This window comes from Hyphomonas neptunium ATCC 15444, from assembly GCF_000013025.1.
Taxonomy (GTDB): domain Bacteria; phylum Pseudomonadota; class Alphaproteobacteria; order Caulobacterales; family Hyphomonadaceae; genus Hyphomonas; species Hyphomonas neptunia.
The window spans coordinates 1,628,176-1,641,743 of record NC_008358.1 but is presented as its reverse complement, the minus strand read 5'-3'; the positions used below and the strand labels follow the sequence as shown (position 1 = coordinate 1,641,743).

At 58.3% G+C, this 13,568-nt stretch carries 12 protein-coding genes and 1 pseudogene; 7 read left to right on the top strand and 6 right to left on the bottom strand.

Translation table 11 applies throughout. The features are described 5' to 3' along the window. Positions 1-87: 87 nt before the first annotated feature. Positions 88-768 carry a GntR family transcriptional regulator gene (locus tag HNE_RS07940; protein WP_011646615.1) on the top strand — a complete coding sequence of 227 codons (681 nt, stop codon included), beginning with the start codon at positions 88-90 and terminating at the stop codon, positions 766-768. Between the two features lie 149 nt (positions 769-917). Here the strand turns inward: HNE_RS07940 and HNE_RS07935 are convergent, their stop codons facing one another. Next, complete coding sequence (locus tag HNE_RS07935) at positions 918-1,493, bottom strand: TetR/AcrR family transcriptional regulator (protein WP_011646614.1); 576 nt, start codon at positions 1,491-1,493, stop codon at positions 918-920. Positions 1,494-1,573: 80 nt separating this feature from the next. On the opposite strand from HNE_RS07935, the gene HNE_RS07930 reads away from it, so the two are divergent. Genes HNE_RS07930 through HNE_RS07920 form a run of 3 tightly spaced genes read left to right on the top strand, consistent with a single transcriptional unit; the run spans position 1,574 to position 4,133 of the window. After that, positions 1,574-2,221, top strand: a complete 648-nt coding sequence (locus HNE_RS07930) for a GNAT family N-acetyltransferase (RefSeq protein ID WP_011646613.1) — start codon at positions 1,574-1,576, stop codon at positions 2,219-2,221. After that, on the top strand, positions 2,218-3,198 hold the full coding sequence (locus tag HNE_RS07925; RefSeq protein ID WP_011646612.1) for a saccharopine dehydrogenase NADP-binding domain-containing protein: 981 nt from the start codon (positions 2,218-2,220) through the stop codon (positions 3,196-3,198). Before HNE_RS07930 ends, HNE_RS07925 begins: the two co-directional genes overlap by 4 nt. Beyond that, entirely contained in the window at positions 3,195-4,133 is a 939-nt protein-coding gene (locus HNE_RS07920; RefSeq protein ID WP_035591834.1) for an NAD(P)-dependent alcohol dehydrogenase, read from the top strand. Before HNE_RS07925 ends, HNE_RS07920 begins: the two co-directional genes overlap by 4 nt. A 54-nt stretch (positions 4,134-4,187) precedes the next feature. On the opposite strand, the gene HNE_RS07915 is transcribed toward HNE_RS07920, so the two are convergent. The 3 genes from HNE_RS07915 to HNE_RS07910 form a co-directional block, all read right to left on the bottom strand. After that, entirely contained in the window at positions 4,188-5,615 is a 1,428-nt protein-coding gene (locus HNE_RS07915) for an amidase (protein WP_011646610.1), read from the bottom strand. Between the two features lie 741 nt (positions 5,616-6,356). Further along, positions 6,357-6,518 (bottom strand): hypothetical protein, encoded by a 162-nt coding sequence (locus HNE_RS18550; protein WP_233352021.1) that lies wholly within the window; start codon positions 6,516-6,518, stop codon positions 6,357-6,359. A 238-nt stretch (positions 6,519-6,756) separates the two neighbouring features. Continuing rightward, positions 6,757-9,048 (bottom strand): class I SAM-dependent DNA methyltransferase, encoded by a 2,292-nt coding sequence (locus tag HNE_RS07910; protein WP_049755072.1) that lies wholly within the window; start codon positions 9,046-9,048, stop codon positions 6,757-6,759. A 262-nt stretch (positions 9,049-9,310) separates the two neighbouring features. Between HNE_RS07910 and HNE_RS19130 the strand changes: the two are divergent. Continuing rightward, positions 9,311-9,415, top strand: a pseudogene (locus tag HNE_RS19130) (SEC-C metal-binding domain-containing protein); the annotation flags it as partial. A gap of 321 nt (positions 9,416-9,736) precedes the next feature. After that, complete coding sequence (locus HNE_RS07905) at positions 9,737-11,038, top strand: hypothetical protein (RefSeq protein ID WP_035591836.1); 1,302 nt, start codon at positions 9,737-9,739, stop codon at positions 11,036-11,038. Positions 11,039-11,367: 329 nt separating this feature from the next. Here HNE_RS07905 and HNE_RS07900 read toward each other — a convergent pair whose 3' ends face one another. After that, complete coding sequence (locus HNE_RS07900; protein ID WP_011646607.1) at positions 11,368-11,784, bottom strand: hypothetical protein; 417 nt, start codon at positions 11,782-11,784, stop codon at positions 11,368-11,370. 147 nt (positions 11,785-11,931) lie between these two features. On the opposite strand from HNE_RS07900, the gene HNE_RS19125 reads away from it, so the two are divergent. After that, positions 11,932-12,162, top strand: coding sequence for a helix-turn-helix domain-containing protein (locus HNE_RS19125; RefSeq protein WP_011646606.1), 231 nt, complete (start codon positions 11,932-11,934; stop codon positions 12,160-12,162). 130 nt (positions 12,163-12,292) lie between these two features. Here HNE_RS19125 and HNE_RS07890 read toward each other — a convergent pair whose 3' ends face one another. Further along, positions 12,293-13,522: a tyrosine-type recombinase/integrase gene (locus HNE_RS07890; protein WP_011646605.1), complete on the bottom strand. Its 1,230-nt coding sequence runs from the start codon at positions 13,520-13,522 to the stop codon at positions 12,293-12,295. Between the last annotated feature and the right edge of the window lie 46 nt (positions 13,523-13,568).

Here is a 13,568-nt window from a genome sequence, read left to right as displayed (position 1 = left end):
CGACCCGGAGAGTCCTAGAGATGTTCATAAAGAGACGCCCGATGTCAGCGGGCCCATGAGAGCACGTTGTTGAATGACAGGAACGCCATGAAAAATGAGCTTGAATCACCTGCGGAAGCTTATGAGCTCATCCTCGACGCGATCATCACGCAGAAGCTCGCGCCCAGCCAGAAGGTGTCCGAATACATTCTGGCCGAAATGTTCGACATCAGCCGCAACATGGCCCGAAGCACGATTGAACAACTGATCACCCAGCAGTTTCTGGTGTCGATTTCCCCGCGGGTCACGCGCGTTGCGCCGCTCACCCTGTTTGCCATCAAGCAGAATTTCACCTTGCGGAAAATGCTCGAACCGACCGTCTTTTCAATGGCCGCTGCGACGGCTGACTACCGTATGCTCGACAAGCTGCACTACGATATCAAATGCACTACTCCGATCAAGGATGATACGACCGCGCTTCAGTTTCTGAAAGCCAACAAGCGCTCAAACCTCTATCTTGTTGAGCAGGCCAGATATCCGCTTCTGATCAACTGGGTGAACACGCTGGAAGATACAGCGATGCGCATCTACTGGCTCTATACGAAGCTTACCCACACTTATCCTTTTTCCCCGGACCATCAGAAACGCCTGGTGGAAGCGCTGCGTAAGGATGATGCCAGGGAAGTTCACAGCCAGACCCTCATGATCCTGGAGAGCTGCGAAGAGCGCGTTATGAAAGCGATATTCTCTCACGATCAACTGAACGAACAGGATCTGCACGTTCCGTAAATCCCTCCAACAGCCTGACAGACGGGGTCATGATCCGGCAGCCTTCAGCCACCAGCAACGATCCAACGTACCAACCGTCTGTGTTCCGCCTTGCCAAATGTGCCACGCCCGCCCCCGGCCTCCCTCTGGCCGGCTCCACGCTGGTACGCTTAACGCACCAGCACACTCAGCATGATGCGGGTCAGCGCCGCGACAGCGGCCTTGCGACTGATACGCCCGGCAACAGCTTCCTGCGCCAGCGCGTCAGCCGCCCCGATCAGGCCCAGCATCATCCCCTTCCCATCCTTTGCCGAAAAAGTCCTGTACGGGGTCAGGGCGCTGTAAAAAAGATCCGTATACGATTCTCGTAATTCGTGGCCGAACGCATCCTTCGTGCCGGTCGCAGCCAGCGCTGCCGCTATGGACGCGAACTCCGGGCCACTCTCGAATGCGCAATCAACATATGCCGCCGCGAGGATAGGGACGGCAGCTTCAAGACTGTCAGCATGCTGCTCCAGGTCTGCCGCAGTAATTTCAATCCGATGCGCATCAAAATGACGGTAGAGCGCTTTCAGAAGTCCGGTGCGGGTCTCGAAGTGTTCATAGGCGACAGGCTTGGTCACGCCGGCGCGCTCAGCTACGCGGGCAAGTGTCAGCGCATCGGCCCCCTCGGCCCGGACAATCCCGGCCGCCGCTTCGAGTAGCTGTGTCCGGCGTTGATCGCGCGGCAAACGTCTCCCTGACATGATTTCCCGTTGACTCCCTACTTACTATAAGTAACTTACGAATCGTAACTTACTTTCGGTAACAATATGTGGAGATGTATATGCCAATTGCCACAGTGCAAGCAGGAACCTTGCGCGAAGACGAGGCGAAGCGGTTTGCGCCGCTGATTGCGCAACTCGTGCGCGCCACCGGACCGGTGAGTTATGACTACCAGTTTGGCACCGATGGCCTTCTGGAACGGCTTGTGGCGGCGTCATGGCCTCGTCCCGAAACGCTGTTTTGCGCCGCCTGCACCACCGCCGTCATGGAAGACGGAGATTTGCTCGGAATTGAACTCGGCTTCGCGGGCGCCAGCTTCTACGCATTCAAGGAAAATCTTGCGGCGATGGCGCCGGACCTGATGGCGCGGGGCGAGGCGAGCTATGAGGAATTGGCGGGATTGATGGTGCGGGCCGGAAAGGCCAGCTATCTCAACGCCCATATACCCGATGATGTGTATTATCTGCATGCCCTGGCCGCCTTCCCGCACCACAGAGGAAAGGGCCTCGGCAAAGCGTTGCTGCAAGCCGCGATCGGGCGGGCGCGGGCGCAGGGATTCCGGGAACTGCAACTGGACGTGCTCGCCGACAATCCGGCCGTGAGCTTCTACCAGGCGATGGGCCTATCCATCCTTGCAGAAGTCCGCTCGCCCGAATTATCGAGGGACCACGGCTTCCCGTCCGAATACCGCATGTCGGTGTCGCTGTGAGGGCGCGCATTCTGATCGCCGGTGGCTGGGGCCTTATTGGTTCTGGCATTGCAAAAGTCCTGCGCGAAGCCGGGCACGATCTGGACATCGTACTGGCGGGCCGCAGTCCCGATACCGGCAGAGCATTGGCTACCGGGCTCGGCGCCAGCCTCGTCCGGCTGGATGTCGCCGACCCCGCCGAAGGGCTCGCGGCGGCAGGCCCTGTTGATCTGGTCATCGCAGCCCTGCAGGATCCCGACGATACCCTTCTGGCTGCCGCGCTCCGTTCCGGAGCAGGTCATATCGGCATCACCCGGACTGTGGAGAACATGGCCTCAAGCGCAATCACGGCGGCCGCCTGCGTCCGGCGGCCCGCAATGATGCTGGGCCACTGGCAGGCGGGCGCGCTGACACTCGCCGCACTGTCTGCCGCGCGCCGCTTCGACACGGTCGACCGTGTCGAGATGGCCGCGCTCTATGACTATGCCGACCCGATTGGTCCCATGACGGAAGCCGATGCGACAGGTTTCGTGGGCGAGGCCCTGATCCGGCAAAACGGCCGTTGGCGGAAGGTCCCTGCACCGGATGCTGTAAGGTCGGTTCCGCGCGCGGGCCAGGCGCCGTTCGATGCCATGCCTATGGGCGTACTGGATACGCCGGCTTTAGCCGCAATGACCGGCGCGAGGGATGTCCGCTTCGATCTCGGGTCCGGCGAGTCTCTCGGAACGTCAGCCGGACGGGCGGCTTCGCACGATCTCTATATCGACATATCCGGCCGCGCTGCGGGAGCCCCCGCCCATCACCGCACCGTCGTGACCGATCCCCTTGGACAGGCCCATCTGACCGCGCTCGGCGTGCTGATCGGCGCAGAGCGGGTCCTCGGGCTGGACGGTCATCCGCCGCCGGAGGGATTGGTTTTTCCGGAATCCACCATCGACCCGGACAAGGCGGTCGCCCGCCTTCGGGCTTTCGGCGTCAGCATCGAGACCCTGTCATGATGCGCGCCCTTGCCGTCGATCCTGCGACGCAATCCTCGCGCATTGTCGATCTGCCGGTGCCAGAAGCGAAGCCGGGTCAAATCCTGGTTGAGGTGAAAGTCGCCGGGATCAACGAGATGGATGTCGAGGTCAGGGCGGGAGGCTGGGCTGCGCAGGTAAACCGCTTCCGGCGCGAAGGACCTGTGCTCACGGGGTTCGAATTTGCCGGCGTTGCCCGGACCTCCGGCACGCACATTCGCGCTGGCCAGCGGGTGATGGGATACTCTCCCGTGCTGAACGGGCCGCGGGTGCATGCACAGTTTGCCGCCGTGCCGGAAAGCGGCCTCCTGGCCATATCGGAGTCCCTGAGCGACGAATCAGCTGCGGCCCTGTGCGTCATGGGGCTGACCGCCGTGGAAGTTCTCGAACGCCTCTGCCCGCTGGCGCCTGCGCAATCCTGCCTTGTCATCGGCGCCGCGGGCGGGTTTGGGGCCTATGCCGTGCAGCTTGCCGCCAGCCGGGGCGTCAACGTGACCGCAGTCGCCTCGGCAGCGAACGAAAGCTGGGTGCGCGCCCAGGGCGCACACCAGTTCAGGCCGTATGAGGCAGGCCGCGCTGTATCGCCAGGCGATGCCTTCGACCTCCTGATTGATACACCGGCGCGCCTGTCGTTCCGCGCAGCAGCGCCCTTTCTGAGCCGCTCGGGCATGTATGTATCCAGCAATCCAACCTCCGATCTCGCCGGTCTGGCGCGCTCCAGGTTTTCATCCCGCCGCGCCGGCTTCCTGATGATGTTGAAGACTTCCCCCTCCCGCCTCGCGCGCCTCGTAGACCTGGCGGGAGACGGCACCCTGCGCGCTGCCATCGACAGCGTGTTCGATATTGCCGAGGCAGACAAAGCCTTCGACCGCTTTGCAACGCGCGGGAAACAGGGCCGCGTGCTGCTCAGGATCTGAACCGCAGGACGTCAGACAAACTCTGCTCAACCGCTCGTCGGGTGATCTGCCAGGTCAGTTCCAGATGGGTGGCCGACGGTCCTTCCACGGAAGTTCTTTCTCAAGCTGCCCGGCGAGCCGGTATAAGGTGCCTTCGTCGCCGTACCGGCCCGTGAACATCATGGCGAGCGGAAGATTGTTGTCAGATTGCCAGAGCGGCAGGGACAGGGACGGCTGACCGGTGATGTTGAAGGCCGGGGTGAACGGAAAAGTCGCCGCAGACCGTTTGTCATACTCCTTGATGTCAAGGCTCAGCGGATCGAGCCAGTCAACCTTCGGCGGCTCGGTACCCAGCACGGGCGAGAGATAGACATCGCATTCCTCGAACACGGCAAGAACCATGCGGCCCATCAGCCGAAGCTGTTGCCAGCCCCACATCGCCTGCTGGCCGGTGATTTCCCGGCCCCGGTCATAGCCGCGCCGGGCCAGCGGGCCGATGTCGCTGCCTGGCTCGCGGCCAATTTCCTGCACCATCCGTGCCATGCCCGCTGCGAAGTTTGACCCCGAAACAACCGCCTGCGCGCGATAGAATGTGCGCCAGTCCAGTGTGATTGCCTGCTCGCGAACATCATGCCCGAGCTTGGCCAGATGTTCTGCCGTGCGCTCGGTCGCAGCGGCCATTTCGGGCGCCACCGGCCGGCCGCTTGGCGTTTGCGCAGACCAGAAAATCTTCAGCCGTCCGGGTGCACGGCCAACCTCTTCAAGATAGGGCCGCTCCTTTTTCGGATAAGCGTAGGGACTGGCAGGCTCCGGGTAGCCTGTCGCGTCGAGCATAGCGGCGCTGTCCCGCACGGTGCGCGACACAACGTGATCGACAGAAAAGCCGATGGCGCGATCGGAATCCTCACCGCCATTGGGATTACGGTCACGCGTCGGCTTCATGCCGACTAGGCCACAACAAGCCGCCGGGATGCGGATCGAGCCAAGTCCGTCACTCGCATGGGCAACCGGTACCATGCCGGACGCCACCGCCGCGGCCGCGCCGCCCGAAGAACCGCCTGAAATATGGTCCGGGTTCCACGGATTGCGGCAGGCGCCGAGCCGCTCCGATTGGGTTACGCCGGGGATCCCGAATTCCGGTGTGTTCGTCTTGCCCGCAAGGACGAGCCCGGCAGCGCGGTACCGGCGGACCAGCTCGCTGTCATCCCTGTCGGCCTTTACCTCCGCGTAGACACTCGCTGATGTCCGGGGCCAGCCGGACACTCTCTGACCAAGATCCTTTATGAGAAAGGGCACGCCCTTGAACGGTCCGTCCGGGAGCGCACCTTTTGCCGTCTGGCGGGCCTCTTCGAAGGCATTGTGCACGACGGCATTCAACGCCGGATTGTGCCGCTCGATCCGTTCGATCGCGGCATCGACAAGTTCGAGCGCTGTCACTTGCCGGGAACGGACGAGCTCAGCCAGCGCTAGAGCGTCATATTCGGAATAGTCTGAAAGCTGCATTCTCGACCCCTTGATTTTTGCCAATTGATCTACCGAATTATGAGATTGTCCAGTGTGCCTGGAAAAAGCGAGCTGTCAAAGACGACCGCAACCTACCTCGCCTTGAAAACCAGCTTTGATCAAGAGCCCGGACGGCCCGAGCCCTGATTTTAATATCTCTTTCTGCCCCCATTCGAGCCGGTTACGCCGTGTACCCCCGGCGGCGAAAACTCGCCAAAAAGCGACTTTCACTTTCTGGTCATACCGATCCTGGCCGCTATCTGTCAGAATGCGTACCGCCTTTGTCAGATGCGCCCTAAATCTTACCGATCGGGAAGACGACTTGCCAGATTAAATATAAGGGCCACCGGACTCCGCGACAGGCTGATCGCTTGCGGGATAGACACCGGGATACTCCGGAACGGGAAGGACATTGCATATTCAGGGTGGAAAGCCGGGCATAAATTCTGCTCCGGATGGGCAGGCTCACCCTGAAAGATGACGCGTGGTCAGACAGAACCCGCGTCCTGACGATCAGCATTTCGGGCAAAGCGCAACTTTTGTCTCGTCCCTTAGCAAAGACGCATTTAGTGCGCCGCTGTTGGTGTATTGTAATGGCGGACATTCAGGGGGTGGCACTCCGGGAAACATCCTGAGCCGCTAGCCTCAAACCAGGCCGATATTAGCACGCGAACGCGGTGCCATCCACGCCGCCGCACGCCCCGGCATCTCCCGTCAGGGAAACCCCAGCACCTTGCCTGCTCACCACTCGGCCATCTCTACACACTGGTCCCAGTAGGTCGCGCACGCCTCGCGTACCTGGTCGGCGCCCATATGCGCGAGCTCAGCCTCAATCGCATCGGCGCGCCACCGGCCACTCTCGTTGAGCAGTCTGGACGCGCTCGCCCGGAAGCAGTGCGCCACATGTTCGTCCCCGAAAAGCAGTTTGGTGCCAGAAGAGGACTCGACTTAACCATATAGACTTTGAAATAATTTGGATTTTTTCAAAGTATGGTACCGAAAAATACCATACGCCGTACCATATTCTCGACGGGCTATACGGGTTGGAGTCCTGATATTATCGTTTATACATAAGGAACTAGCCGATTTGGCGAAATCTTTCAACTCCGGTCGCTTTGATTTCGCTACAGATCGCAGCCGTTCAAGCGCCTTCAGATGAATCCATTTTGGCGCGCTCCTGATTGAGTTCGAACAGACGTTTCAAGATTTCATCTTCCGTCAGCACCCCTGAATCAAAGTCGGCTTGCCAGCCATAGGCAGCTGCTACGGCGCGGTCGAGATCGCGGTGGGCATGGTCGAGCCAGGCTGGGCGTTCATTGTAGAGATTGGTCAGCGTGCGCTTCTTCAGGATGTCAGCGGCCCGCTCATCCACGGGCAGGATGCGGTCGGGATAGCCCGGCACGACTTCCGGCACCCGCTGAACCAGGTCCGGCGGGTTCAGCCAGTTTTCGCGCAGCTTGTTCAGCCGCGCCGCCGCCGCCGCAATGGCCTGGGCGCGTGGATCGTCGGCGTAGTGAGCGGCAGGAATGTTGGGCGTCAGACCTTCGGGGAAAGGGAAGGTTTCGAATGTTGTCGAGGGTGTGTAGCGGGGCCGATCCTCAAGCGAAGTTCCCATCCGAAGAGCCCAAATTTCATGGAATCGCGAGTGGAGAATGCCGAACGTTGTGTCGTCGTCACGGGCGATGGCGTACACCGAACCCGAAGCCATGGACCCTGCGTCAAACCACACAAATACCCGATGCTTTGAGACCTCAGGGGTCGCGATAAAACGTCTGAGACCAGTCAATGCAACCCTAAGCTCAGTGCGCGGGCGCTGATGACGCCACCACGTCACTGCTGTGTTTCCCTCGCCGTTGCGAAGCGGTCGATTACCTGCTTTTAGGCGCTTTCGGTTTTCGTCGTCCCATTGATCACGAAGAACCTTGTACGGTCGCTCGAATAGGACTGCATCGCGCTCACTCAATTCCCCGAAGTCAAAACACCAACGGATTTCAGGACGTCTCGTAATATCCATGCCGTTGTGCCATTGCCGAACGACTTTTGAGTTTCTCATTCCATTGGGATTGAGGGGTTCATTAAGAACCGCAATTGCAGTTGAATCGTCTATCTCGAATGGGCCGCCGAACTTGAAACCCTGAAAAGCAATCTCGCCATTATCAACCATGCGAACGGAATTGGTAAGGTTTACAGATGTTCCACCGATTGGGCGGGCTGTAAGGTCCTCGAAGATTTCATCGACTAAATGGCCGTCCAAACGGAGGTCGACCGTTGCTCCATTGTCGAAGCATAACAGTGACACGCGAACGGCGGCACCATCGACAATCCAAGGTTCATCGGCCCAAGCATCAAAAATACGGCCATCCCCCAATGCACTGCGTAATGTGTCTCGGTTCGCTCCGCCGCGAATCGAGTTTGTTGATACGAGTCCCGCACGCTTGAGACGGCCAGTTTGTATAAGCTCTCCGGACCGAGCAAACCAATAGAGCACGAGGTCTGCTTCAGGCCGAACGGAGGCGCGCCACGCTGAGAATAAGGTATCGACGTAGTGGCCGCCAAGTTCGTCGCGAAGTCGCTTGCCGCCCAGGAACGGCGGGTTCCCAACCACCACATCGACGTCCGGCCATTCCGCCCGCGTTCCGTCCGGGTTCAGTACCGCGTCCCGGCATTCGATGTTATTGAGCGGTTTCAGGATCGGATTGGTCGTGGCTTCAAAACCATTGGCGCGCATCCACTGGATTTCGCCAATCCAAATCGAGACACGAGCAAGCTCCGCCGCGTAGGGATTGATCTCAATACCCTTCACCGCTTCGGGCCCCACTTTAGGAGGTCGCCGCGCGAATCCGAAGGCTTCGAACTCGACGTTAGCGCGATGCTCAATGTCCTTAAGTGCTTTCAAAGAAAGGTAGAGGAAATTTCCCGATCCGCAGGCCGGGTCAAGAACCCGGAACTCAGACAACCTGTCCGTAAAGGCAGTGTGCAGTTCCTTAGCCCTGTTCTCTGCACGCGTAATTGTAGACCGCAGATTGGTGATTTCCTGTTGGCGCTGAGCTTCCCGACCTTTGTCGCCCGTCGCCTTGAACTCCGTAGCTGCCTGTTCCCGAATGGTGGCGATATATGATTTAGCCGTTTCAATTCGCGTCACCTGTTCGATGATCTTAGCCTTTGCTTCGGTCCATTCGGTGTCCAGCGGCTCAATGATCACGGGACGGATGATCATCATGACCAGACCAGCCCCACCGCAATCCACGAGGAAATCGACCCCCTGCTGGGCCTGCCCGCGAAGCTCGTGCAGGTCGCCGCTGCGAACATCGCTATAATGCGACCGGGCAAGATCCAGACACATATATTCAAACGCTTCCGATGACTTCGATGCGAAGTCCGGCCGGGGGGCGCCGCTGAAATCGGGATCCGGGAAGTCGTCTTTTGCGCTCACTCAGCTCACCTTTTCCCAAGTCTTGAAGCTAGCAGGGCACTCCGAGTTATGCCAGACTCAACCGATTCTCAGCCGATTCTCGGCTTGATTGATGCCCATTTTGCATTTGGTGAATACCTGCCGGCATTTCCTTCGGGAGATGCGGCATGATGTTGACACCATCGTCACCTCAGAAAAGTGCTTGACCGCGCAAGCGAGTTGCACGGCATTCGAAACTCGGCAACAATTACCGAATCGATTTGATCAGCTTGGCTAGACCGTCATTGACAGGAGAGACACTGCAGTTAACTCGCAGAACCACCCAAAAATCGGTCGCAATGCGCACTGTCCCTGTGGATCGGGGAAGAAGTTCAAGAGGTGCCATGGTGCCCCGAATGCGCAGGCGCAGTCAGGTCCTGCTGCGGAACCCGGACTTGTTGCAGATATTGCCAAGGCTAAGGCGCTTGGCGCGAAAATCCAAAAAGCAGCGCACCAGAGAGAACAGGGGTTCGGTAAGCCGATTATTTCTGTCGAAGCGTCCGGTCAGCGCTTATTGGTAGTCTGCAATCGCATCTACCATTCGCCGTACTGGCAAACATTTCACGACTTTTTGAAGGAGTTTCTGTTCTCCCTTCTGGGGCGAGAGTGGCTCCGCGAGGAAACTGCTAAGGCACCGGAAATCCAACACCCTATTGCTCGCTGGGTTGTGATGGCCCAAGCGGACGTGACTCCTGTGCCGATCATCAATGGCCTGCGGCATGGTGATATGACCGGCGCGATGAAAGCATTCATGCAACTTGCTTACAATCTGTACCTGATCGCTCACAACTCGCCCCCTGACGATGCGTTTGATCGTGTTCGTGGATACATTGCGCGGCTTAAGCAAAGGCATTTCGGGAATTTCCTGGGCGCACTGTATGAGACCTATGCCGCTGCGGCCTTTCTTAAAGCTGGATTTAATATTCAGTATGAAGAGGAACACAAGGGTGAGAGACGCTATACTGAGTTCGTGGCAGTGTACCCGCAGACTGGCCGGACATTCTCGGTGGAGGCAAAGGCGAGGGATTCTTCTGGGGCGCCGCAGGATGACGAAGTTAAGCGACTGAGGGTGAAAAGTAAGTTAATCAGTGCGCTGAATAAATATTCAGAACATGAGCGTATTGTGATGATTGAACTGAATGTGCCTGACGAGGTGGGCGAGGACTTTGCAAACCAGTGGCCCGCAGCAGCGATGGATCAAATTCGGTCGGCGGAAGGGCTTACGAAAAACGACGGGCAAGAGTTTGATCCTGCCTACGTAATCGTCACCAATCACAACTATCACTCCCGGCTGGATGCCCGCGTGCAAACGCAAGCTTTGGGCTTTGGGTACAAAATTCCGGATTTTGCACCCGCCGTGCCAATCTCTAGCTTCTATGAGTACGTGTGTTCGCAAGAGAGGCATTTGGAAATTGATGCGCTCATGAATTCTTTGAAAGACCACTCTCATATTCCCGCGACCTTTGACGGCGAGCAGCCGGAATTGGCATTCGATCCGGACCAGCGCCCGAGGCTGAAGGTTGGTGAGATTTATGAAATCCCATCTGTCGATGGTGATCCGGTCGCAGGTTTGCTGGAGAGCGGGACGGTGATTGAATCGCAGCAATTGGCGTATTGTGTGCACCGCTTGGAAAATGGCACCCGCATTCTCGCGACGCACCCTTTGTCAGACTCGGAAATGATCGTCTGGCGGCGTAATCCGTCGATTTTCTTCGGCGAGGAAGATCGAATTAAGAAGCCAGCGGAGTCACCGCTCGACTTCGCCATATTCCTGTATGAATCCTACAAGAATACCGACCGCACCAAATTAGAAGAGTGGCTTTCGCCGTGGGTGCCAGCGGCTGCGTTGGCGGAAATGGATCAAAAGCAGTTAGCCGCGAGGTATTGCGAGGGCATGGCAATGCAAATGTGGAAGACGACACAAGCAAACAAACCTGGTGGAAAAGTCAGTGGGGACTCCGCTGGGGACTGAAAAGTCAAAACCTGTTTTTGTTGCTGGGGGATGGTGCCCCGGGGCAGAGAACACCGCCCCAGACCAGCGGGAAGGCAAGCGTAATCGTCCTCGCATGCAGCCGAATAGCTGAATAGGGCCTCGGTCATTGAGGCTTTTGCGAGTCGATGTCTCCTTCTGCGCCCATTCGAGTGATCAGCAATGCTCAATCTACTGGCAGGAGATCTCTAGCTGCGGACACACCTCCATTGACCCACTATTTCTATGCGTGAGTGAGGAGCCGAACCATGCGGTGTACTACTGATAATAAAACAGAGCACTGTAGAGTGTCTTTCTCATGCCCGCATCGATCACCCAAGCCGGTTTCGCAGAGCATCAAGTCCATCTTCGACCAGTTCCAATGCGTAGGGCTGCCAGTCTTCCGCTCCTTGAAGCTTCAGTCCAATTTCAATTTTGCCTGCAGCTTCAGCCAATGATCCGACAGGCTGTGAAAGGATTGTTGCGGCGAGGTCGTCAGTCTGCTGTGCAAGTTCTTCTATGTGCTCGTCCAGTGCCTTCATAGCCTGAGCTTCAGGCCGGTCCGACTCGAAGGACGCCTCAATAGCAATGCCCATTCGCTTGGCTTGTGTGAAAAGCTGTGTCTCAAGGCTCTGCCACTCCTGTATTTTTGCGGCGCGCTGATTATAGAGGCTGATCCATTCAGCCACACCTTCCAGTAGACTAGAAGACTCGGGGGCCGTCTGAATTTTATGCGACGTGTTCCGCATGGCTGCTCCGAATACGTGTCGGCAATCACGCGGGAAGTGGCCCGCGCGTGAAGAATCTGATACTCAATCAATTGCACTCTTTGGGTAATTCAACTGCTCGAAGGTGTCAACATAATAAGTGCAATAAAAGAAATAAAAAGTGCAATCATGATATCTGCCCAGCTGCGAGCCGCCCGAGCAATGTTGAGTTGGAGCCAGTCCGATCTCGCAGAAAAAACAGAACTGTCTGTTGAAACAATCAAGCGACTTGAAAGAATGAAAGGAAGTCTCGACGCGACCAAGGTGTCAACGTTGAGCGCGATCACGAGCGCATTTGAGAAGGCAGGTGTCGAATTCACAAACGGAGACGCGCCGGGTGTCAGGTTACGGAAAAAGTAAACGCCAGAGCTCAATACTGACTGCTTCCCGCGAATTGTGTGCGTACGTCGTGGTTCAAGGGAATGCGGTGATTGCGACCATAAGAGCGCCAACAGACGTTGAACGGTAGTAAGAAAATCCTATCGGCTCATCACAAGCGCGCAAAACGGAGGACCTCTCCGGCCCACCAATCCGCCATTTCTACGCGCTGATCCCAATAGGTGGCGCGGTGATAGGCCTTGCGGATTTGGTCGGCGCCCATGTGGGCGAGTTCCGCTTCGATGGCGTCAGGGTGCCATTTGCCGCTTTCGTTGAGCAGGCTTGAGGCGCTGGCGCGGAATCCGTGCGAGGTCATTTCTTCTTTGGCGTAGCCCAGACGGCGCAGGGATCCGTTGAGCGTGTTCTCGCTGATCGGTTTGCCGCGCGAAAGCTGCGAAACGAGGACGTAAGGTTCATGCCCCGTGACAGCGTGAAGGCGCTTCAGGATCTCGACCGCAGCGCCAGAGAGTGGCTTCTTGTGCTCCCGGCGCATTTTGGTGCGCGCCGCCGGAATGGTCCATGTCCGCTTCCTGAGATCAAATTCGCCCCAAGTGGAAAGACGCAGTTCGCCCGGCCGGGGATAGAGGAGCGCCATCAGCTGCAACCCGGCCTTAGTCTCGATCGCGCCGTCATAGGCCCAGATCGATCGGATGAGGCCTGCAAACTTCTCCCGGTCCACGATGGCGGGACGGTGGGTGACCTTCGGAGCGATCAGCGCGCCGCGCAGGCCTGCCGTCGGATCGTGCTCGGCGCGGGCTGTCGCGACGGCGTAACGGAAGACCTGGCTGATTACGGCGCGCAGCCGGCGGGCCGTCTCGTAGTTGCCTTCTGACTCCACCTTGCGGAGAGGGACGAGGACATGGGTGGGCTTGATCTGCGTGACCGGCAAATCGCCAAGGTCGGCATTGGCGATGCCGACGAGCCAAGACTTCTTCGAAAGCGTGGCGCCGGCAAGACCCTCGCGCCGGTTCTTGTCGAGGAGCTCTGCGGCGATGGCGGAAAAGGTGTGCTCAGTGAGCGCCTGCCGCTCCAGCTTGTTCACCTTGGCCTGCTGCATCGGGTCGATACCCTCGATTAATAGGGCGCGGGCTTCTGCCCGCTTCTCCCGGGCTCTCGCAAGCGAGATTTCCGGATAGGTGCCGAGCGCCATCAGCTTTTGCTTGCCGTCGAACTTGTAGGCAAAACGCCAGAGCTTTGAGCCATTGGGGCGTACCTCGATGAAGAGATTGCCGCCATCGGTGTAGCGGCGAGGCTTTCCATCGGGCTTGAGGCTGCGGATTTTAAGGTCTGTCAGCGGCATGGTATGGTACGGACGGGGTGAGGTGACCCTCAATGGTACCATGGTACCAGCGGCTGTACCATACTAACCTCCGGACGCAGGCGGATCC

Bases quoted from the DNA above. Each gene is read 5' to 3' on its own strand.
- HNE_RS07940 (WP_011646615.1), top strand. From the start codon at position 88: ATGAAAAATGAGCTTGAATCACCTGCGGAAGCTTATGAGCTCATCCTC.
- HNE_RS07935 (WP_011646614.1), bottom strand. From the start codon at position 1,493: ATGTCAGGGAGACGTTTGCCGCGCGATCAACGCCGGACACAGCTACTC.
- HNE_RS07930 (WP_011646613.1), top strand. From the start codon at position 1,574: ATGCCAATTGCCACAGTGCAAGCAGGAACCTTGCGCGAAGACGAGGCG.
- HNE_RS07920 (WP_035591834.1), top strand. From the start codon at position 3,195: ATGATGCGCGCCCTTGCCGTCGATCCTGCGACGCAATCCTCGCGCATT.
- HNE_RS07915 (WP_011646610.1), bottom strand. From the start codon at position 5,615: ATGCAGCTTTCAGACTATTCCGAATATGACGCTCTAGCGCTGGCTGAG.
- HNE_RS07905 (WP_035591836.1), top strand. From the start codon at position 9,737: ATGGCCCAAGCGGACGTGACTCCTGTGCCGATCATCAATGGCCTGCGG.
- HNE_RS07900 (WP_011646607.1), bottom strand. From the start codon at position 11,784: ATGCGGAACACGTCGCATAAAATTCAGACGGCCCCCGAGTCTTCTAGT.
- HNE_RS19125 (WP_011646606.1), top strand. From the start codon at position 11,932: ATGATATCTGCCCAGCTGCGAGCCGCCCGAGCAATGTTGAGTTGGAGC.
- HNE_RS07890 (WP_011646605.1), bottom strand. From the start codon at position 13,522: ATGGTACCATTGAGGGTCACCTCACCCCGTCCGTACCATACCATGCCG.